The organism is Arthrobacter sp. EpRS71, assembly GCF_001512285.1.
In the GTDB taxonomy this organism is placed as follows: domain Bacteria; phylum Actinomycetota; class Actinomycetes; order Actinomycetales; family Micrococcaceae; genus Arthrobacter.
The window spans coordinates 265,027-283,236 of sequence record NZ_LNUV01000006.1 but is presented as its reverse complement, the minus strand read 5'-3'; the positions used below and the strand labels follow the sequence as shown (position 1 = coordinate 283,236).

Here is an 18,210-nt window from a genome sequence, read left to right as displayed (position 1 = left end):
GGGCACCCCTCACGCACTTCCCATCTTTGACCTCACCCGGTGTTTTTTTGCCGGAGAAAGGGCGATGACGCATGCCCAAATTACTCCCCATCGTCATGAAGAAAAACAACAACGACCACCTCGGACTCACGTTCTCGCAGATGAAAAAAGCCGCACGCCGCTTCGAAAAGCGATGCGAGGACTGGTTGCAAGAGGACGCCGAAGCATACGTCCTCCAACACCAAGACCCGACCGGTGAGGAAGCAGTGAAGAACGTACTGCACGAACAGAACCAGGCAGCAGCGGCACGGAGGTTGGCGGCATGAACGACGGACTAGTGAAGCGCGCTGTCAGGCAGGGCGCCAAGTCAAGACCGGTCGAGCACGGACACGGAGGCCAGCGCACACGTAAGAACGCATTCCAGTTCACGCCCGCACTCATGGATGACGCACTGGAACGGGCCCGACAGAAGCGCATCAAGGACGACATCAAAGCGTACGCGGCAAGGAAGAGGTCCTCATGAGGGCGATGGCGTTTGAGCAGGACAAAGACGAATGGCACGAGGACGCCGTCGCCACGATCGTCGGCCTCGCAAACGCTCACGAAGTGTTCAGCGCTGACGACCTCCGCCGCGAAATGCGGGAACCGGACGAACCCAGCTGGCCCGGTCGCGCGATCATCGCTGCCAAAAAGGCTGGCCATATCGAGCCTGTCGGCTACCAAACATCACACGCCGCAGCACGTAAGTACGGCGCCACCCGCGTATGGAGGAAGAAAACATCATGATCACCGGAATCTATTTCCTACTGTTCGCGGCCACGATCTTCGCCGCGCCGCTGACCATCGCCCGGGCACGCCAGCATGACCGTCGCCTGCAGCCTGCCGAGGACATCGACCTTGACGCGCTGTCCGAAGAAGCAGACACGCGCTTCGAGGATGACGCCGACAGCTACAGGAAAGGTGAGCGATGAGCGCCGAGCACGACAAACTGACCACGATTATCCACGATGCTCAGTGGACCGATGGCAAGAAGTTCCACCGCACGGACTGGCAGCTTGCTGACGCGATACTGGCCGATGGTTATAGGAAGCCCAGAACGATCACGACTGCCGAGGAACTGGACGCACTTGCTGTTGGCAGTAGCGTCCTGTGCATTGACAGCAAGGGAGACGGCCATCCAGCCCAAAAGGGTGAGCATGGTTGGCGCCTGGCGTTTGTGGATGCACTTTGGGGCGCCGAGAAACTTCTGAGCGGTTCCTGCACCATCCAGGTCATCAATGAGTGGCCCGCATGATCCGGAATCCTCGCCGCGCCCCTCATGTGCAGCAGCGTCCGTCTGCGGGTATGCCGGTTGGTGGCTGGGCGCCGGGTGATTTGGACTTGCCTGTTGGTTGGTACGAGGTCTTATCGAGAACCGCGACCGGCTGCGAATATCCCATTAGCGGCGACCGACAAGCAAACAAGGACGTGACGAAATGAGCAAGCCGCTGGAACTTCACGTGTACAAGATCTGGGAGAACAGCCTAAACGGCGCAGCTTACTGTTCAGCCTTCACATCGGATCAGGACCCGGGCTATCCAGTCAACGTTGACCTCGCAGTGCTTCAGAAGCGACTCTCTGAGCACGAGCTGGCTGCTGAGGTATGGCACTCAATCGTAAAGTTCTACTCCAAGGAACCCAGCACGGACGCTGTTGAAGAAGCATGCCGAAACGCCGTCATCGAACGTTTCGCCACCTTCCCGCATTACGACGAGACCACGCCATGACCGAGGAGGAGCTAGCCGCACTCGCAGTGACGTGCCCGCACCTCGCCGCCAAAGCCCGCAACCCCTTGCAAGTTGAACTTGCAACAATCCTCACCAACGCAGAGAAGGAAGAACCTAAATGAGCGAGCAGCCAAAGCGTGACCCGAACCTTCCCGAGTTCTTCAAGATCGAGGACATCAAACGCGACATTGAAGAGATGGAGAACGGCAACGCAGCCTGGACTCCCGAATGGATGAACGCAGCGCTGATGTCCGCATGGCGTGAAGGAAACCTCGAAGGCGACGCCAGTGCCTACCACGGCGGCCTGTACAAGGAACGCAACCCATTCATGACCGACCGCGAGCAGAAGGCCTACTACGGATGAGCCTCAAAGCAACCGTTCGGCCAGTAGGCCGGAAGTTCCTGGCATGGTGCGATTTCCATCAGGAAGGCGAACGGCACCGCTCGAGCATCAAGGCGCTCAAGTGGGTTGATGCTCACAACAACGAGCACCATCGGATCTGCGACGTCTGCGAAGTCGACCATTCCACCACCATGGCCGATCTATCCCACGGCATCATCCGGCTAATGCAGCACGCGCAAGAGCGCATGACCTGGATGGAGTACCCAGTCAACGGAGACATGATCGCCCGGCAACGCGCTGGCATTGTTGGCAAGTCGCTCCTGTACTCCACCACGGACCCGGAAGACATCGACTGGCAGGCTGTAGCGCTGCTCTACCCGACGAGTGGCTAGGCCTGCGCCGGCTGGCATGGACCATGACCGGGCCAAAGAGAACTGGTCCCGCGGCCACAACAAACAACCCGGCTGCGACTGCCCACCATGGCGGTACTCGCCAAGCAACCCTCGACCCATAAACCCTGACTGCAAAATTCACGGCCCCGCACAGGGGCCTTTTTCATGCCCAAACCAAGGAGAAGAATGACGTACTCCCCCGGCATCTACGCCAACCTAACCAGCGAGGAATACCACGCCGATCCAGCGCTCGGCTCAACGTCGTTGAAGACTCTCGCCAGCCGTACTCCCGCGCACTGGCAGTACGAGAAGGCCAACCCGGTCCACAAAGACATCTACGACCTCGGCACCGTGACCCACAGCCTTATCCTCGAAGGCGACGAATCCGGCGTAGAAGTCATCGACGTGCCAGACAAGCGCGGCGCCAAGTGGACGGTACCGGCCGCCGCAGCTGTGAAAGCTGGAAAGATCCCGCTCAAGCAAGCCGAATGGGACCTAGTCCGGGCAATGCGGGACAGCGTCATGGAACACCCCGTCGCGAAGACCGCCTTCACCGGCCACCGCGCCGAAGAGTCCGTCTTCTGGGAAGAGGACGGACTCATGCTGAAGTGCCGGCCGGACGCGTGGTTGCGTGACCGGCTTGTCGATCTGAAAACAACCGTGAACGCGGACCCTCGCGAGTTCCCCAAGTCCGGGTTCAAGCTCGGCTACTACCAGTCAGCCGCCCACTACCAAGACGGCGTCCTGGCAATGACCGGTGAGCGGCTCCCGTTCTGGTTCATCAACGTAGAGAAGTCCGCTCCGTACCTCGTGTCCATCGTGGAGTACGACGACTACTCAATGGAACTCGGCCGAATGATGAATGCGCGAGCCAAGGACATCTACCGTCGCTGCCTCGAAACGGGTGAATACCCCGGCTACCCGACAGTGGAGCCGATCGGGCTACCGATCTGGGCGATCTACCAAGCCGAAGACATCCTCGGCCTCAACATCGAAACGGAGATCGTGGTCAAGTAATGGACATTTCGAAGGCTCTAGTTGCCAAGTCGGACTGCCTCAACGCCTCCGACCTGACCGGAGCGCCCATCGTCGCCACCATCCAGAACGTCCGCAAAGGTGATGCGACCAAGCCAATTGTCATCGACCTTGTCGGTATGGACGGCCGTCCGTGGAAGCCATCAAAAGGGATGCTCCGGATCATCGCCCACGGATGGGGCACGGAGTCAGACGTATGGCTTGGACGATCCGTGAAGCTCGTCAACAACCCGGAAGTGATCTACGCCGGCGAGAAGGTCGGCGGCGTCGAGGTCATCGCCATGTCGCACATCCCCGCTGACTTCACCATCCCCGTCCGCATCAGCCAAAAGAAGGTCAAGCAACACTCCGTATCCGTCCTAGCCGAACCTGCCACTGAACCATGGCGGGCGCAATGGCAAGCAATCACAAACGCACTCACCGAAGCCGGATACGAAGGCGACGGGAAGACCATGCTAGCCACGGCCGGGCAGGTCATAGGCGCCACATGGGATCACCCCAACAAGATCAGCGCCGAGGACGCACAGAAAGTCCTTGCCGCTGTCCGAGAAGACAACCACCAGGAGTCAGCAGAATGAGCCGAATCATCAGCCTTCAAACCACCAACTACAAGCGCCTCAAAGCCGTCCGAATCCAACCAGACCAGAACGGCAACCTCGTCGTCATCGGCGGCAACAACGGACAGGGCAAGTCCTCCATCCTGGACAGCATCACCGCGGCCCTCGGAGGTGTAAATGCCAAGACCACACCGAAGCCGATCCGGGATGGCGAAGAACGGGCAGAGATCATCCTCGAAACAGAGGACCTTGTTGTTGTCCGCCGATTCACCGCCGGCGGCTCAACGCTGACGGTCAAGTCCCCTGACGGCGCCGTGTACCCGAAAGGCCAGGCCAAGCTCGATGACCTTCTGGGCAAACTCTCCCTCGACCCGCTGGCCTTCACGCAGCTGACGGACAAGGAACAGTTGCGAACGCTCCTCGAATTGGTTGAATTGCCATTCGATCCAGAGGCCTTGGACGCTGAACGCAAATCAGTCTTTGACCAGCGCACCGAAGTAAACCGACAGGCCAAAGTGCTTCAGGCAAACGCCGCGTCCATCGAGGTCCAACCTGAATGGGCGGACCTGAAGCCGGTCAACGTGAATGATCTCTTCACCAAGATCGAAACGGCCCAAGCTTTCCGACGTGAATACGAAGCTGATGTACGCGAGCATGCCGAGAATGCCGCCGAGGTTGAACGCTTGCGTGCGGAACTCGCGGCCGCCGAAGCCGAACTGGCCACGACTCAGGAAGCTGTTGAGTCGTGGCAGAACGTGACTATTCCCGACGTCGATGCCCTACGCCAGCAGATCCAGAATGCCGAGCAGATCAATGCCAGCGTTCGAGCATGGGAAGCATGGACAGAGGCCGGCGACGCCTGGGGGCTGGCCGAACGCAAAGCGGAAGACTTGACGGCCAAGCTCGAAGCGATCGACCAGAAGAAGCGCGAAGGACTCGCGTCTGCGGTCTTCCCAGTCGATGAGCTCGGCTTCGATGAGTCTGGCGTGACATTCAAGGGCGTCCCGTTCAAGCAGGCATCCAGTGCCGAACAGCTGCGAGTCTCACTCGCCATGGCCATCGCGCTCAACCCGAAGCTGCGAGTCATCCGCATTGCTGATGGGTCCTTGCTCGACAAAGACAACCTGGCCCTCGTTGAATCCATCGCCCGCGAACACGACTTCCAAGTTTGGATCGAGGTTGTCGGAGACGGTGACGGGCGCGGGATTGTTATCGAGGACGGAGAGGTCAAGGCCTAATGGCAGACGTTACCTTCACCGGCAACCTTGGCGGCGAGCCAGTCCTAGACTTCAAGCCCAGCGGAAACGCCTGCCTTGCCTTCAGGGTTGCTGACACCAAAGGCAAGAAGGACGCACAGGGCAACTGGGACAAGGACAAAGAACAGACTCAGTGGTTCCGCTGCACCCTGTGGGGCCCGGACGCTGAATACTACGTCGAACGGCTCCGCAAGGGCGCCCGCGTGACTGTATTCGGCGAACTCATGTCCCGCGAGTACGTGGACAACCAAGGCGTCAACCGCACCTCACTCGACGTCACTGTCAAGGGCATCTCCATCGTCAACAAGCGCAACACCCAGACCACCGAACCGCTGGCCGCGCAGTCGGACCCATGGGCAACACCACCAGCCCAGAACACCGGCGGCTGGCCTTCCTCCGAACCGTCCTTCTAAACCACGTCAGGAAACCCTCATGCTCTTCTGGATCGTCATCATTCTCATAGTCGCTGCGGTCGCCTACTCCATCCTGTGCGAAAACGACTGGCTCATGGGCATACCAATACTGCTACTCGGCACCGTGTTCGGCGGACTCGCCCTCCTCCTGTGCGCCACATTCATCCCATCCAACATGGATCTCGTCAGTAAGCAGACAATCAGCCTGAAGGCGCTCGGCACATCCTCCTCGCAGCATGGGCGCTTCTTCCTCGGAAGTGGCTACATCGACGGCAAGCGCGTCTTGAACTTCATCCAGCAAGGCGATGACGGTTCTATCCGAGTTGGCCAGGCAAACGCTAAAGACTCAGTCATTTTCGAGGATGCGGCCAAAGCCACTGTCACCACCGAGCACTTCGATTACAACAACGGCTGGATCCTTCCTTGGCCTATCGGAAGCACGGACAAGTACGAGTTCCACATTCCTGAGGGCTCCGTTACCGAGTCGTACACCATTGACAACGAATAGCCCTCAGCTAGCCGAACATCCCAAGCCGCCAGTGAGCGGCTTTTTTCATGCCCGCGGCGCCCGGTCACCCGGCCGGGCGCCGCGCCGCGAAAGGACCCCATGACCACCGAAGTAATTGACCTGACCCAGCAGATCCAGGCCCGCGATGGCGTGGCCGTGGTGATCTATACCAAGAACGACTGCCGCCAATGCGACTGGAGCAAGAAGTTGCTCGACAAGGCCAGCATCCACTACACCGCCGTCAACGTCGAAGAAGACGCCACGGCCTACCACTACGTCACCGAAGTGCTAGGACTCAGGCAGATGCCAGTCCTCATCGCATCCACGCCCAAGGGTGATGAGACGTGGTCCGGATTCCAACCAGCCAAGATCAAGGAACTCATCACCGAGCGGACCGATGCCGCATGAAGCCTCTGACCGTCCACAGCGACTACCACCCCGAAGCGTTGCGCCGCTTCAACAGCGACACCGCCGACCACGAGATGGAGATACTCCTTGACCAAGGCCTTTACCGGCACATCAGGTTCAAGAAGCCCGGAACGGGTTTCTACTACTTCGACCTGATCACATGGCCTGGCAACCTGACCATCCGGGCAGACATGGGCACCTATACCTTCGCCCGCACTGAGGACATGTTCGAGTTCTTCACGAACGGTCACGGATACATCAATGCCGGGTACTGGGGCGAAAAACTCCAAGCTGCCGGAACCCACGCTGGCTACCGCGACCACAACGAAGACCTCTTCAAAAAGTACGTTATCGAGCACTTCTGGAAGCGCCGCGAAGGCTACAGCGCCGAGGATGCGAAAGAAATCTGGGAGACGATCCGCAGCGAAGTCCTCAACGACTACGAATACATGGGAAGCCGTGAGGCTTGCATGGGCCTAGTGCAGAACTTCCGTATCAACGGCTACGAGTTCATCGACCCGTGGGACTGCAGCTGGGAGGACTACACCTTCCACTACCTCTGGTGCTGCCACGCGATCCTCTCCGGGATCAGGCACTACTACGAAGCGAAGGCGGCCGCCGATGGCGAAGCTGCTGGATGACCCCTGCTGCTTCCTCTGCAAAGGCGCGCACGGCATATGCGCCACTCGAGGATCCTGCGAGCACCACGTAGACGCCCGGCGCAGACAAGACGCCAACGACAGGGCAGGGCAAACCCACCGCGACCCCACCGGAAATCAAGCCGTCAACAACGTAATGCGCGCCATGCGCAGCAAAGCCTAGGCCCCCACGAAAGGGGCCTTTTTCGTACCCGAACCAAAGGAGAAAGCCATGAGTGACACCCAAACAATCACCGCACCCGCCAAGGAATGGATCGCCGCGCTCACCCGGTTGACGCCAGCGATGGCTGGCCGGAAGCCCACGCCGATCCTTTCTAGCATCATTGTCAACCCGTCAGAACAGACCATCTTTGGCTTTGACTACGCAACATCGGCCTCCACAGCCATCCAGGATGCTTCCGGAATCGGCGATCCATTCCTGGTTCACTGGCGTTGGCTGCTGGATGCCATCCGGTCCACCACCGGCCGTGCACGCAACATGCCCGTCACCGTGAAGATGGTGGGCAACAAGGTCACGGTGTCCGCAGCCGGCTACGAACTGCACACAGAATCAGCCGACATCGGCGAGTACCCCTCAGCGCCGGAATCCCTGAACGAGGTAGAAGCAACCTTCCCGGCTGCCGAGTTCCGCACCGCGCTTCGGCGTGTAAAGGTTGCCGCCTGCACGGATGACACGCTACCGATCCTGTCTGCAGTTCAATTCAACATTCGAGGCGGCAACGTCGAGATGTTCGCGACCGACCGCTATCGGCTCACGACCGATCATGTGGCCGGGGCGGGCGAGGGTGAAACGTCCTTCGTCCTGAACGCCCGCACGCTCAAGTCCATCGATCGGTTCCTTGTGGGGGAACGCGTTGTACTGGGATTCAATTCGGACACCCGCTGGATCGAGGTCGTGACGGATAACGTCACCTACCGGACAATCGCCACAGATGGGGACTACCCGAAGATCCGCAGCCTCTTCCCTGAGCAAGTGACCGCATCCTTCGAAGTCGACCAGGCTGTCCTGAAGGAAAGCGTGAAGGTCGCACAGTTCATGAGCGAGCGTTTCGCGCCTTGCTACATCAGCCTTCGCGAGTCCGGCGCTGATGTGGAGTTCGCTGACGGGATCTTTGGCCCTTCCAAGAGCCCGGTTGCAGCCGCGTCGCTGATTGCCGGAGACAGCGAACCGATCAAGTTCGCAATGAACCCTCAGTACGTGCTGGACGCGCTGCAGCAGATCGGCGGCGAACGAGTTCGGATCTCCTACACGGAGGTCAACAAGCCGTTCATGTTCACTGCTGCTGGCGTGGATTCGGCTGAGGTAAACGTGCACAAGCACCTGATCATGTCCGTTCGGATGCCCTCGTGAGTCACACGGAGACTGCACCGGCCGAACCCACTCACACCTTCCGCGCCGTATGGCCGGTCATTGAGGGCGAGGGAACAGCCACGACAGTGGCTCAACTGATTCGCCAAGCGATCGACGACTTACCCAACGTCGCCAACCGTCACGGCGCCAAGATCATCGGCACAGCACGCGGTGGGGTCCGTGACGGCCGCCGCGTTCCCGGCTCGGGAGGCGCCCGGCATGTCGTCGTCGTTGAAGCCCCCGCTGTTACCGCGCCCCTACGCAACTACCACCACACGCCCGGAAGGAATCTCACATGAGCACCGCTCTACTCGAACGCCGCACCATCCTGGACGACCTCGTCCAACTCATGCAGCAAGCCAACAACGAGCTGACCGCCACGGACATGTTTTGTGGCGCTGGCGGATCGTCCACGGGCGCGCTGGAGGTCCCCGGAGTAACGATCAAGACGGCCATGAACCACTGGGCCCGCGCCATCGAAACGCACAACGCCAACCACCCGGAGACCGAGCATGTGTGCGCGGACATCCAGATCACGGATCCGCGCTACATCGCGACGTCGGACATTCTCTGGGCTTCGCCAGAGTGCACCAACCACTCCGTGGCGAAGGGCAAGAAGCGCATCACCAACCAGGCGGATCTCTTCGGGGATTCCCTCGCCGACGAGGCCGCCGACCGGTCCCGCGCCACTATGTGGGATGTGCCTCGGTTCGCGGAATGGCACAAGTACAAGCTCATCATTACCGAGAACGTCGTGGACGCGGCCAAGTGGGTCATGTTCGACGCCTGGCTGATGGCCATGGATGCACTCGGCTACAACCACCACACCGTCTACATGAACAGCATGCACGCGCAGCTCGGCGGACTGCCGGCCCCGCAGTCTCGGGACCGGATGTACGTGATGTTCTGGCTCAAGGGCAACCCGAAACCGAACTTCGATCTCCTAATGCCACTGGCGCACTGCAAAACCTGCGACGAGACGATCCGGTGCATCCAGTCGTGGAAGAACCCGAACTACCGCTGGGGCAGGTACAAAGCCCAGTACGTCTACCGGTGCCCCAACACGCGCTGCAAGAACTCCATCGTTGAACCCGGCTGGCTGCCCGCAGCCTCCGCGATCGATTGGGGCCTCCGTGGCCAGCGCATCGGCGACCGCGCCAAGCCCCTCGTGCCGAAGACCATGGCCAGGATCGCCGCAGGGCTCAAGCGTTACCACGGCAAGGCGGTCAGCATTGACGCTGTTCGTGGCGCCGAGATCATCAGCCCGGTCCACGCTGAACCGTTCCAGACCCAGACGACCAGCTACACGCGTTCACTACTGGTCCCGGTGGAAGGTCGCGAAGGTAAGCAGGCCGCTCCAGTGGGAGCCGTTATGCGCACGCAGACCACCCGCAACGAAACAGGAGTACTTGTGCCACCGATGCTCATGCGCAACAACTCAGCTCCGGCTGGACAAGAATCGTACCTCTCGAAGCCAGTCACGGAGGTCATGGGCACTCTGACCACTGCGGGCCACCAGTCTCTGATCACCGCGCCTGGCAGCCACATGCTGATGGAGTACTACGGCAACGGCCAGATGCACCCAGTAGCCAAGGCGATCCCGACGATCAGCACCACGGACCGGTTCGCCATGGTCACCACCATGCGCGGCACCTCGCCCGAGCATCTGGCCGCATCGAACGCACCCACAACGGACCCGTTCGGAACCTTCAGCGCCGGCGGCCAGCACCACGCCATCACCGAATGGACTGTGCCCGAGATTGAGGACTGCGAGTTCCGGATGCTCGAGCCCTACGAGATCAGTGCTGGTATGGCCTTCCCCAAGTCGTACATCATGACCGGGAACAAGAGGGAGCAGGTCAAACAAGCCGGGAACGCGGTCACTCCCCCGGCCGCCCGTGACCTGTTCATCGTCGCAGCACTCTCACTTTCCGGCGCAGGTGCGGAGCTCGCAGCATGACCCCGGACGAGGCGCCACCGAAAGTAGCGGCGCCTCACCGATGCCAAGGGGCCGAATGTGACTTCTGTGAATGGTCAAACCCAATGCTCGACCTGCCCGAAATACCACCAAGAAAGGAGTAAACCGTGGCGAAGGACAGACGCCCCTACTTCACGATGACGAATGAGTACCCAAGGCATCGGAAGATTCGTGGGTTGTCAGATGCCGCGTTCAGACTCCATGTCACCTTGATTGCTCTCGCGAATGAGGAGACGCGTGATGGGCTGGTTAGTGACAGCGACCTGCTGGCCAAGGGTTCGAAGGCAAAAAAGGAGCTCATCACAGCCGGGCTGGTCGTTGGGCTGCCTGATGGAACATTCGCCCTGCATGACTACCTGAAGCATCAGAACTCCGCTGAGGAAATAGCACGCTATAAAGCCGAACAGAAGGAACGCGGCCAGCGTGGCGGTCTCAAGTCCGCGCACACAAGGCATCACGTGAACAAGGGCCGGATTGACCCGAATTGTGCTCTCTGCCCTGGCGCCGAACCGCCTGAGTATGAACCCAAGGAGCTAAGCGAAATCTAAGCGGCGGCTTAAGCGGGCGCTTACGTTTTGCTTACCAAAAATCTAAGCGGAATCTAAGCACCATTTAACCATTAGTAACTCACCTTCTTTTTTGGGTTGGCTCTTAAAGAAGGGGGTGAAAGTTCTCAATCAATCGTCCAGTAAGTTACGCGAGCCACCGGGACATTTGATTGAAGGAAGGAAGCAGCCTTGATCACCCATAGCCAGGCCACGGCGCTGGCAAACATACTCCATGAGCTCAGGCCTAAGTGGAGCGTCCCATCCATGATGAAAGTCCTTGAACGCAACGCTCAACACCCGGGCACATTCCGGGACCTCGCGTTGGCCGCAGTAAACGCAGCACGCGACCCCAAAGTCGATACTCCCGGGGGCATCTTCACTGACCACAGGTTCTGGCCCGAAACAGTCCGAGCCTCCTTGCCGAAACCACCGCCCTGCGAAGACCACATCGGCAAAGACGCACACAACTGCGCATCCTGCTGGGCCGACGTCAAGGCAGGCATCCGGCCACGGGACCTTATCGGCAGACACTACGAACCAGAAAGCGAGGAAGACCATGACGCTGCGGCTAGTCCATAGCCGACACGACCTACCGCCGTTCTGGGACGGGGAACCAGTCACATGGGACGCATGGCAAGACATCCGCTCCAGCCTCGCCCTCCACGTACCAGCCCACGAACTAGCCTGCGACAAATGCGGGGCAGTGGACGAAAACCTCATCGCATGGGGAATCCGGCCACCAAACGAACCGACCTACACCACAACGGAAACGAGGACCACCCCCACAGGCCGAAAATACGAAGCCCAGGTTGAGGTCAAGGCATACCCAGTCCGGGACATCTACGCATCCAGATGCCGGCACTGCGGACACGACGTCGTAACCGACACCAGAACCGACGAACGCTGGGACCTCGACGAAACCGATTACGGCCCCGAAGGATCCACCAGCGACACCCTGTTCTAACCCAAGGAGAAGAACCATGACCGAAGCAGAACTGCGCGCCGAAAACGAGCGCCTGAAAGCGTCAAATAACAAACTCGCCCAGATGCTCAAACGCATGACGGACAAGCTCGATGAAGGCCGCCGTGAACTCATGGCCACCGGATGGGACACCGCTGTCAACGAAGCCGACAGCCGATGGAGCATCGGCGCTGCATCAGCATCCAAGCTCAAAGCCGACAACCCCTACCGCAAACCGGTCATTGACCTTTCAGGCGCCATGATCTGCAAGGTGGACGAAGGATGACCGGGCCAGCGGGGGAAATGATCGACCGTGTCGCAGGGGCCATGCAGATCGTCGTCCCGTCGCCGGAGCTCATCGATGCGGATCTTGCCCGAAGGTTCCAAGCACGAGCCGCCATCGCGGAACTCCTGGCACCCGTCGCTGACCTCATCGCCCACGCCGAAAGCCGACCCGGCAGGCTCTACTGCCACGTCACCACTTTCGAACTCAGACAGGCCCTCGGGTTATCCGTAGACCCATGGCCACCAGCGCCAACCAGCACCCATGAAGCCGCCCCGCACGAGGCGGCTTCTGACGTTTCAGGAGAAAAACCATGAGCACAAGCAAAACGGCGATCTATCACATGACCGAGGGCGAAGTCCTTGTCCGCGGAACCACGGACCCTACCGAAGCGATCCGGATCATCGTGGAATCCAACTACGAGGACAACTGGCGCTGGGAAGAGATCATCGATGGCGCATCTCGGGACGGCGTGAAGGACTCAACGCTCACCGACGAAGACCGCGCCGCCATGGTTACGGAAGCCGCCGAGTTCTTCGCACGCCGCCTAGAGCCTCAAAACCACTCCACTGGATGGTTCCGCAAGAACGTACAAGCCCCAGGCGGCGACTACACATGGATGCTCGGACATATGGACGGCCCGGGCCGCGGCAACTTCCGCGGCGTCCTCTTCGACTAACAAAACCGCGAACCCGCGAAACCTCGAAGCCGTCCCAACCGGGGCGGCTTCAGTCATTCAAGGAGAACAATCATGACCGCATACAGCTCACATCGCATCACCTCAACTGCCTCCATGAACGTGCCTGGCAGCCTTACCGCCGGCGCACTCCGTGACTTCGCCGGATCCGTCCCGCCCGAAGCCAGCATCAGCATCAAGGAACACCAAGGCGACCAGCGCGACCCCGGATACGTCACCCTCACCGCAACATGGGATGGCAGCCCAAGCAGGCCAGCAACGCACCGAAGCTCAAACCTCACCTCCCAGCGTGACGGGCAGTAACGCAATGAAATTCCGCACCGGTGACACGGTCCGCGTCACCAACCAGACCTCCAAATACTTCGACCAGGTAGCGACCATCCAAGAAGTCATGGCAGGCCAGCAACTCCCATTTGGACTATCCGGCCTCGAAATCGTTCCCGTATGGTTCGCGCCCTACGAACTCATCCTCGCCGAGAAGGAACCGTTCCCCAAGCGCGAGCCAGTACGCGTGCTTTCCGACCCCAATGCGAGACGGCCGGTATGCCGGACGCGTGGGCAAGATCGCCTCCAACGTCCTCGGCGGGACCGTATGGGTCCACCTCGGCCCCAATTACGCCAACTTCCACACATCCGACCTCGAACCAACGGAGAAGCCATGATCCGCAAAGAAGGCAAAGCGCGCTGGGTATACGAATGCAGGCCCTGCGACGTACAAGCGCAAGCGCATGACCAATTTCGAGCATTGGAGTACGGGCAGCATCACGAGGGAACCATGGAGCATGCTACGAAGCCAATGGCTGACGCTCTCGGAATCTTCGCGGAGTCGCTCACCGAAATGGCCAACACCTTCGTGAACACGGTCGCATCCGCCTTCAAACCACTCGCTGATGTACTGGCCACCCCGCCCAACATCCCGCACGATCCCAGCCTTCGACGCGACCGCCGGAAATGGGGCGGGCGATGATACACACGTTCGTCCCGGGCAAAGCAATCCCGCAAGGATCCGTGGACGTCTACCGCGGCCGCATCGTCGGGGTGAAGGCGCCACTCAAGAAGTGGCGCACAGACATCCGGGCAGCAACCCTCGCCCGCCACAGTGGGGAGCCGATCGACGGGCCCATAGCCATCAACCTCGTCTTCCAAATCGCCCCACCGCAGCGCCCGCGGTGGTGGGCGCCCGCTGTCAAACCGGACTTGGACAAGCTCATCCGCGCAGTCCTCGACTCGCTCTCCACCACCAAGAACCGCAAGACAAAAGCCACCGTCAAGGGTGTCATCACCGACGACGCCCGAATCATCTCAATCACCGCCACCAAGACCTACCACGGCGCCCCTGGCGTCATGATCACCATCACGCCCGCCCATAACCCAAAGGAGACGCCATGAGCAGCCCAAGGCCTAGCACCTACGACGCCATGCAGATCATCACCAAAGCTGTCGAGAGCGGATCCCTGCAAAGTGGCACGGACGTGAGGTGGAGCGGTGCGCACATCACTGTGAGCATCGAAACCCTGAATTACTACCACCCCGAGTTCAGGGACATTCGACTGATGGCAGAGCTCTTCGCAGTCAGTTTCCCGGATGGCCAGACCCGGCGTCTCTACTGCGTTGGCAAGCCGAACAAGCGCTACAAGGTTCCCGCGAAAGACCGGATCGAGTACAGGGCGAGGCTGGCAAACGGAACGATCATCCTGAACTACGTGGCCGAGCATGAATGCCGGGAGTACCGGGGCGTCGCAAGTAACTCGGAGCAGCCGATCTGGGAGTGCAGTGGATGCCGCCGACAACTGACAATCACCGAATGCCGAAAGCTCGGCTTCCTCCCTCCCCTCGTGAAAGGCCGCCGACCATGAAGTACTTCTACGACACCGAGTTCCACGAGAACGGCCACACGATCGACCTGATCAGCATCGGCATCATCGCGGAGGACGGCCGCGAGTACTACGCCATCAACGCCAACGCCCAATGGCGAATCATCAACCAACACCCATGGCTGTCGGAGAACGTCGTCCCCCACCTGCCCGAGCCGTCATCCCCTGAATGGAAGATGAAATGGCAGATCCGGGATGAGGTCGCGGCTTTCTTCGCGGGTGATGACAGCGCCCAGCTATGGGCTTGGTATGGAGCCTATGACCACGTCGCGCTGGCCCAACTGTTCGGAACCATGATGGACCTCCCAAAGGGCATCCCCATGTACACGAACGACGTCCGCTCACTCGTGGACTTCACCGGCATCGACAAACTGCCCAAACAGAGCGGCACCGAGCACCATGCGCTGGCCGACGCCCGGCACGTCAAGCGAATGCACGACCACATCGTCCTCGAGCTAGTCGCCCGTGAACACATCGGCGTCGTGCCGATCCGCGCCATCCAAGGAGTTGAGCTGCGAAATGGCTGAGAAACAGTTCAGCGCAGGCGGTTACATTGCGCCAGGCATCGCCAAAGTCGTCAACAACACCGGCCGCCCAGAGATCATCGTCGGCAAGCAGATCATCGCAATGTTCGACAACGGAACCATCCTCGGCCCGAACATCATCGAATCAGTGTCCTTCACAACCACAGACACCGAGTGGGGCGCTGAAATCATCACCATCCCAGCCGCCCGCAGCCTCACCATGCCCGTGAAATTCATCCCGCCCAAAACGCGCCGCGAAAAACGCCAACGAAAAGCGTTCGACCGTTTGTTCTTCGGGCCCCGGCCACCGAAGCCACTCAAAAGGCGCCAACTCATCCACAAAGGAGGCAAACCATGAACCAGTACACAAGGGACGAACTGCTGGCCATCTGCGAGGCATCCTTCGTCCCGCAACAGCATTGGTCAAACCGCGACTCGGCATCCGCCCAACGCCAACTAGGCGAGGCATACGCGCTTCTGAAAGCAGGGTGCGAGTTCTGGGTCGGCCGCGACACTGACAGCAGAACCATATGGCTGACCATCGAGTTCGAAGGGTTCGCCCACAAGGACTACGACGGCGGCCTCGACACCGAACACTTCTACCTCCCGACACGGGAGCGGTTAGCCGGCGCGCAAGGAACGGACTGGTACTGATGCGCAAACCCGGCGGCCACCCCGCCAAACAAGACCCCGACATTGCTGAGACCTTCCGGGCTATGCGATCCGCCGTCGAACTCGTCCGTGACCTCGAAACCAAACTCACACCAGAAGCCCACCTGCACCTCAAAGCCGCAGCACTCGGCCTCATGCACGTCTACGCCGAACAAACCGGCATGCCCGCACCCACCGAAGTCATAGGAGGCAACACGTGAGCAGAAACCTTCGGGAGCTTGCAGCGAAGCTGGGGATCGAGCTCACCCCATGGCAGGAAGAAGCACTCGAACGGATATACGCCGGCGACACCATTCTCTGGCCGAGGCGCGGAGGGAGGTCAAGCATTCATGCTCATCCTGTCCCTCCGCCTCAACCCATCAGGCAAGCCACTCATCCACAAAGGAGGCAAACCATGACCTTCCACGGAAAGGACCCAGAACCCGATCAACCCGAAAAGGTTCGGACCTTCCACTTCAAAGAAAGCAAACACGCAGACGAACGAACCATCCAAGCCAACGACGTGTACTTCTACCACGGCCGCAGAGTCGGCTTCTGGAACAACGACGGCGACGACCGAACCCTCGTACTCGCCACCGAAGCATACGAAGTCCGCGAAGAACCGGAGGCCACATGAGCAACGAATGCACCACAGAGGACTGCCCGAACCACAGCGAAAAGTACCTCTGCAAGCAGTGCATCCGAGACCTGCAAGCATGGCTGGACAAAGTCCCAGTGCTCATCCAGGCGCTCGGCATCACCATCGCCAAACGTGACCAAGTCAGGCCCGCCAACGCAGGATGGAACGCTGGCGGGAAACCCGGAAGCGCAGCGCCCATCAACCTTGATGCCCTCCAGCTGCAAGAGAACCTCAAAGGCGTCGGACGAAGTGCCGAGGCTTACGCGCATGACCCGCACGCGGCCGGAGTCGCATGGCTCATCCAAGACTGGGTAACCAAGGCTGAGTTGCTCGTCAGCGGCCCAGAGGAACCGCCCGTCAACCATGCAGCGAACCGGGAACGCATCAAAGACATCGCGCCACCAATGCCGACCCGCAAACTCGTGCCATGGCTACGCCTCAACGCTCAAATCACCCTCACCGGAAAGGACATTCGAAACTGGGTATCCCGAGGCAAGATCAAGGCCGCCGAATCCAAACCCACGCCCACCTACCACCCACACGAAGTCTTGGACGCTTGGTACGAAACACGCCGCGAAGAAAGCCGCGCATGACACCGCAAGGTTGTGTTAAAGTGACTCACTGAGGGGTACTCGTCGTACCCAACCAGCGTTCAACACCAAGTGTTGGGCGCATTTTTTATGCCCAAAAGCGCCTGCCGAAACCCCCATGCTCGGCAGGCGCTTTTGCATACCCAAATCAAAAGCTCCCGCGATGCGTCAACATCCGGGAGCGTGACCGACTTTCAAGGAGTCGATGTGGAACAAACTACACGCACCTCGCCATACGGCGCAAAGACCATCCAGCGGTTCTGGGACAAAGTAGATCGCTCCAGCGACTGCTGGACGTGGACCGGAACGCAGGGCACGCACGGCCATGGATCGATGAAGATCAACGGCAAGAACGTCGGTGCCCACAGGGTTTCCTACGAGCTCCACGTCGGATCAATCCCGCCGGGCCTCGTGATCGACCACATCTGCCACAACCCCTCATGCGTGAAGCCCCTTCACCTACGAGCGGTCAAGCAAAAGCAGAACATGGAACACCGGGTGGCTGCCCATGCCAACAGCAAGTCCGGCGTTCGAGGCGTCTCATGGCACACCGCCCGCCAAAAGTGGTACGTGACCGTCAAGCACAACGGAAAATCAGTGCACGGCGGAAGCTTTCACACCATGGATGAAGCCGAAGCCGCAGCCATAGAGCTGCGCAACCGACTCTTCACCCACAACGACGCCGACAGGCTCGCAAAGACCAGATAGGTAAACCAACCCCCAGGAGGCCCTATCTCCCGCGCAGGGTCAAGCGCAACGCCGCATGTCGAGAGACGCCGGCACCCCACATCATCACC

The 18,210-nt window shown here is 60.0% G+C and carries 35 protein-coding genes; all 35 read left to right on the top strand.

The window, feature by feature from the left end; translation table 11 throughout:
* The first annotated feature begins 71 nt into the window (after nucleotides 1-71).
* The 35 genes from AR689_RS11520 (at nucleotide 72) to AR689_RS11355 (ending at nucleotide 18,121) form a co-directional block, all read left to right on the top strand.
* Nucleotides 72-305, top strand: a complete 234-nt coding sequence (locus tag AR689_RS11520; protein WP_062070280.1) for a hypothetical protein — start codon at nucleotides 72-74, stop codon at nucleotides 303-305.
* Complete coding sequence (locus AR689_RS11515; protein WP_062070278.1) at nucleotides 302-502, top strand: hypothetical protein; 201 nt, start codon at nucleotides 302-304, stop codon at nucleotides 500-502. The genes AR689_RS11520 and AR689_RS11515 overlap by 4 nt, the downstream gene beginning before the upstream one ends.
* On the top strand, nucleotides 499-765 hold the full coding sequence (locus tag AR689_RS11510) for a hypothetical protein (RefSeq protein ID WP_062070276.1): 267 nt from the start codon (nucleotides 499-501) through the stop codon (nucleotides 763-765). The genes AR689_RS11515 and AR689_RS11510 overlap by 4 nt, the downstream gene beginning before the upstream one ends.
* Nucleotides 762-950: a hypothetical protein gene (locus AR689_RS11505; protein ID WP_062070274.1), complete on the top strand. Its 189-nt coding sequence runs from the start codon at nucleotides 762-764 to the stop codon at nucleotides 948-950. The genes AR689_RS11510 and AR689_RS11505 overlap by 4 nt, the downstream gene beginning before the upstream one ends.
* A complete protein-coding gene (locus tag AR689_RS11500; RefSeq protein WP_062070272.1) occupies nucleotides 947-1,273 on the top strand; it encodes a hypothetical protein in 327 nt (108 codons plus the stop codon). The genes AR689_RS11505 and AR689_RS11500 overlap by 4 nt, the downstream gene beginning before the upstream one ends.
* 181 nt (nucleotides 1,274-1,454) lie before the next feature.
* Complete coding sequence (locus tag AR689_RS11495; protein ID WP_062070271.1) at nucleotides 1,455-1,745, top strand: hypothetical protein; 291 nt, start codon at nucleotides 1,455-1,457, stop codon at nucleotides 1,743-1,745.
* 118 nt (nucleotides 1,746-1,863) lie between these two features.
* Nucleotides 1,864-2,109 carry a hypothetical protein gene (locus AR689_RS11490; RefSeq protein WP_062070269.1) on the top strand — a complete coding sequence of 82 codons (246 nt, stop codon included), beginning with the start codon at nucleotides 1,864-1,866 and terminating at the stop codon, nucleotides 2,107-2,109.
* A complete protein-coding gene (locus AR689_RS11485; RefSeq protein ID WP_062070267.1) occupies nucleotides 2,106-2,480 on the top strand; it encodes a hypothetical protein in 375 nt (124 codons plus the stop codon). The genes AR689_RS11490 and AR689_RS11485 overlap by 4 nt, the downstream gene beginning before the upstream one ends.
* A 186-nt stretch (nucleotides 2,481-2,666) precedes the next feature.
* Entirely contained in the window at nucleotides 2,667-3,497 is an 831-nt protein-coding gene (locus AR689_RS11480) for a PD-(D/E)XK nuclease-like domain-containing protein (protein WP_062070265.1), read from the top strand.
* Nucleotides 3,497-4,093 carry a hypothetical protein gene (locus AR689_RS23320; RefSeq protein WP_062070263.1) on the top strand — a complete coding sequence of 199 codons (597 nt, stop codon included), beginning with the start codon at nucleotides 3,497-3,499 and terminating at the stop codon, nucleotides 4,091-4,093. The genes AR689_RS11480 and AR689_RS23320 overlap by 1 nt, the downstream gene beginning before the upstream one ends.
* Entirely contained in the window at nucleotides 4,090-5,310 is a 1,221-nt protein-coding gene (locus tag AR689_RS11470; RefSeq protein WP_062070261.1) for an ATP-binding protein, read from the top strand. Before AR689_RS23320 ends, AR689_RS11470 begins: the two co-directional genes overlap by 4 nt.
* Nucleotides 5,310-5,741: a single-stranded DNA-binding protein gene (locus AR689_RS11465; protein WP_062070258.1), complete on the top strand. Its 432-nt coding sequence runs from the start codon at nucleotides 5,310-5,312 to the stop codon at nucleotides 5,739-5,741. The genes AR689_RS11470 and AR689_RS11465 overlap by 1 nt, the downstream gene beginning before the upstream one ends.
* Nucleotides 5,742-5,760: 19 nt before the next feature.
* A complete protein-coding gene (locus AR689_RS11460; protein WP_062070256.1) occupies nucleotides 5,761-6,249 on the top strand; it encodes a hypothetical protein in 489 nt (162 codons plus the stop codon).
* A 99-nt stretch (nucleotides 6,250-6,348) separates the two neighbouring features.
* Nucleotides 6,349-6,657 (top strand): glutaredoxin domain-containing protein, encoded by a 309-nt coding sequence (locus AR689_RS11455; RefSeq protein ID WP_062070254.1) that lies wholly within the window; start codon nucleotides 6,349-6,351, stop codon nucleotides 6,655-6,657.
* On the top strand, nucleotides 6,654-7,298 hold the full coding sequence (locus tag AR689_RS11450; protein ID WP_062070252.1) for a hypothetical protein: 645 nt from the start codon (nucleotides 6,654-6,656) through the stop codon (nucleotides 7,296-7,298). Before AR689_RS11455 ends, AR689_RS11450 begins: the two co-directional genes overlap by 4 nt.
* Nucleotides 7,299-7,527: 229 nt before the next feature.
* Nucleotides 7,528-8,667, top strand: a complete 1,140-nt coding sequence (locus tag AR689_RS11445; RefSeq protein ID WP_062070250.1) for a DNA polymerase III subunit beta — start codon at nucleotides 7,528-7,530, stop codon at nucleotides 8,665-8,667.
* Nucleotides 8,664-8,966, top strand: coding sequence for a hypothetical protein (locus AR689_RS11440; RefSeq protein WP_062070248.1), 303 nt, complete (start codon nucleotides 8,664-8,666; stop codon nucleotides 8,964-8,966). The genes AR689_RS11445 and AR689_RS11440 overlap by 4 nt, the downstream gene beginning before the upstream one ends.
* Entirely contained in the window at nucleotides 8,963-10,627 is a 1,665-nt protein-coding gene (locus AR689_RS11435) for a DNA cytosine methyltransferase (RefSeq protein ID WP_231745495.1), read from the top strand. The genes AR689_RS11440 and AR689_RS11435 overlap by 4 nt, the downstream gene beginning before the upstream one ends.
* Before the next feature lie 125 nt (nucleotides 10,628-10,752).
* Nucleotides 10,753-11,193 carry a hypothetical protein gene (locus AR689_RS11430; protein WP_062070246.1) on the top strand — a complete coding sequence of 147 codons (441 nt, stop codon included), beginning with the start codon at nucleotides 10,753-10,755 and terminating at the stop codon, nucleotides 11,191-11,193.
* Between the two features lie 189 nt (nucleotides 11,194-11,382).
* Nucleotides 11,383-11,772, top strand: coding sequence for a hypothetical protein (locus tag AR689_RS11425; protein WP_062070245.1), 390 nt, complete (start codon nucleotides 11,383-11,385; stop codon nucleotides 11,770-11,772).
* Nucleotides 11,750-12,157 carry a hypothetical protein gene (locus AR689_RS23055; RefSeq protein WP_156424584.1) on the top strand — a complete coding sequence of 136 codons (408 nt, stop codon included), beginning with the start codon at nucleotides 11,750-11,752 and terminating at the stop codon, nucleotides 12,155-12,157. Before AR689_RS11425 ends, AR689_RS23055 begins: the two co-directional genes overlap by 23 nt.
* Before the next feature lie 16 nt (nucleotides 12,158-12,173).
* A complete protein-coding gene (locus tag AR689_RS11415) occupies nucleotides 12,174-12,440 on the top strand; it encodes a hypothetical protein (protein ID WP_062070241.1) in 267 nt (88 codons plus the stop codon).
* The gene (locus AR689_RS11410) at nucleotides 12,437-12,754 is read left to right on the top strand and encodes a hypothetical protein (protein WP_156424583.1); all 318 of its coding nucleotides are present in this window, start codon (nucleotides 12,437-12,439) and stop codon (nucleotides 12,752-12,754) included. Before AR689_RS11415 ends, AR689_RS11410 begins: the two co-directional genes overlap by 4 nt.
* A complete protein-coding gene (locus tag AR689_RS11405) occupies nucleotides 12,751-13,116 on the top strand; it encodes a hypothetical protein (RefSeq protein WP_062070237.1) in 366 nt (121 codons plus the stop codon). Before AR689_RS11410 ends, AR689_RS11405 begins: the two co-directional genes overlap by 4 nt.
* Nucleotides 13,117-13,188: 72 nt before the next feature.
* Entirely contained in the window at nucleotides 13,189-13,437 is a 249-nt protein-coding gene (locus AR689_RS11400) for a hypothetical protein (RefSeq protein ID WP_062070234.1), read from the top strand.
* Nucleotides 13,438-13,930: 493 nt separating this feature from the next.
* On the top strand, nucleotides 13,931-14,101 hold the full coding sequence (locus AR689_RS23050) for a hypothetical protein (RefSeq protein WP_156424582.1): 171 nt from the start codon (nucleotides 13,931-13,933) through the stop codon (nucleotides 14,099-14,101).
* Nucleotides 14,098-14,523: a RusA family crossover junction endodeoxyribonuclease gene (locus tag AR689_RS11395; RefSeq protein ID WP_062070232.1), complete on the top strand. Its 426-nt coding sequence runs from the start codon at nucleotides 14,098-14,100 to the stop codon at nucleotides 14,521-14,523. The genes AR689_RS23050 and AR689_RS11395 overlap by 4 nt, the downstream gene beginning before the upstream one ends.
* The gene (locus AR689_RS11390; protein ID WP_062070230.1) at nucleotides 14,520-14,990 is read left to right on the top strand and encodes a hypothetical protein; all 471 of its coding nucleotides are present in this window, start codon (nucleotides 14,520-14,522) and stop codon (nucleotides 14,988-14,990) included. Before AR689_RS11395 ends, AR689_RS11390 begins: the two co-directional genes overlap by 4 nt.
* A complete protein-coding gene (locus tag AR689_RS11385) occupies nucleotides 14,987-15,535 on the top strand; it encodes a 3'-5' exoribonuclease domain-containing protein (RefSeq protein ID WP_082697922.1) in 549 nt (182 codons plus the stop codon). Before AR689_RS11390 ends, AR689_RS11385 begins: the two co-directional genes overlap by 4 nt.
* Complete coding sequence (locus AR689_RS11380) at nucleotides 15,528-15,890, top strand: hypothetical protein (protein ID WP_062070228.1); 363 nt, start codon at nucleotides 15,528-15,530, stop codon at nucleotides 15,888-15,890. Before AR689_RS11385 ends, AR689_RS11380 begins: the two co-directional genes overlap by 8 nt.
* Nucleotides 15,887-16,186, top strand: coding sequence for a hypothetical protein (locus AR689_RS11375; protein WP_062070226.1), 300 nt, complete (start codon nucleotides 15,887-15,889; stop codon nucleotides 16,184-16,186). The genes AR689_RS11380 and AR689_RS11375 overlap by 4 nt, the downstream gene beginning before the upstream one ends.
* Nucleotides 16,186-16,404, top strand: a complete 219-nt coding sequence (locus AR689_RS11370; RefSeq protein WP_062070224.1) for a hypothetical protein — start codon at nucleotides 16,186-16,188, stop codon at nucleotides 16,402-16,404. The genes AR689_RS11375 and AR689_RS11370 overlap by 1 nt, the downstream gene beginning before the upstream one ends.
* A 194-nt stretch (nucleotides 16,405-16,598) precedes the next feature.
* Complete coding sequence (locus AR689_RS11365) at nucleotides 16,599-16,820, top strand: hypothetical protein (RefSeq protein ID WP_062070222.1); 222 nt, start codon at nucleotides 16,599-16,601, stop codon at nucleotides 16,818-16,820.
* On the top strand, nucleotides 16,817-17,416 hold the full coding sequence (locus AR689_RS11360) for a hypothetical protein (protein WP_062070221.1): 600 nt from the start codon (nucleotides 16,817-16,819) through the stop codon (nucleotides 17,414-17,416). Before AR689_RS11365 ends, AR689_RS11360 begins: the two co-directional genes overlap by 4 nt.
* Before the next feature lie 204 nt (nucleotides 17,417-17,620).
* The gene (locus AR689_RS11355; RefSeq protein WP_062070219.1) at nucleotides 17,621-18,121 is read left to right on the top strand and encodes an HNH endonuclease; all 501 of its coding nucleotides are present in this window, start codon (nucleotides 17,621-17,623) and stop codon (nucleotides 18,119-18,121) included.
* The last annotated feature ends 89 nt before the right edge of the window (nucleotides 18,122-18,210 follow it).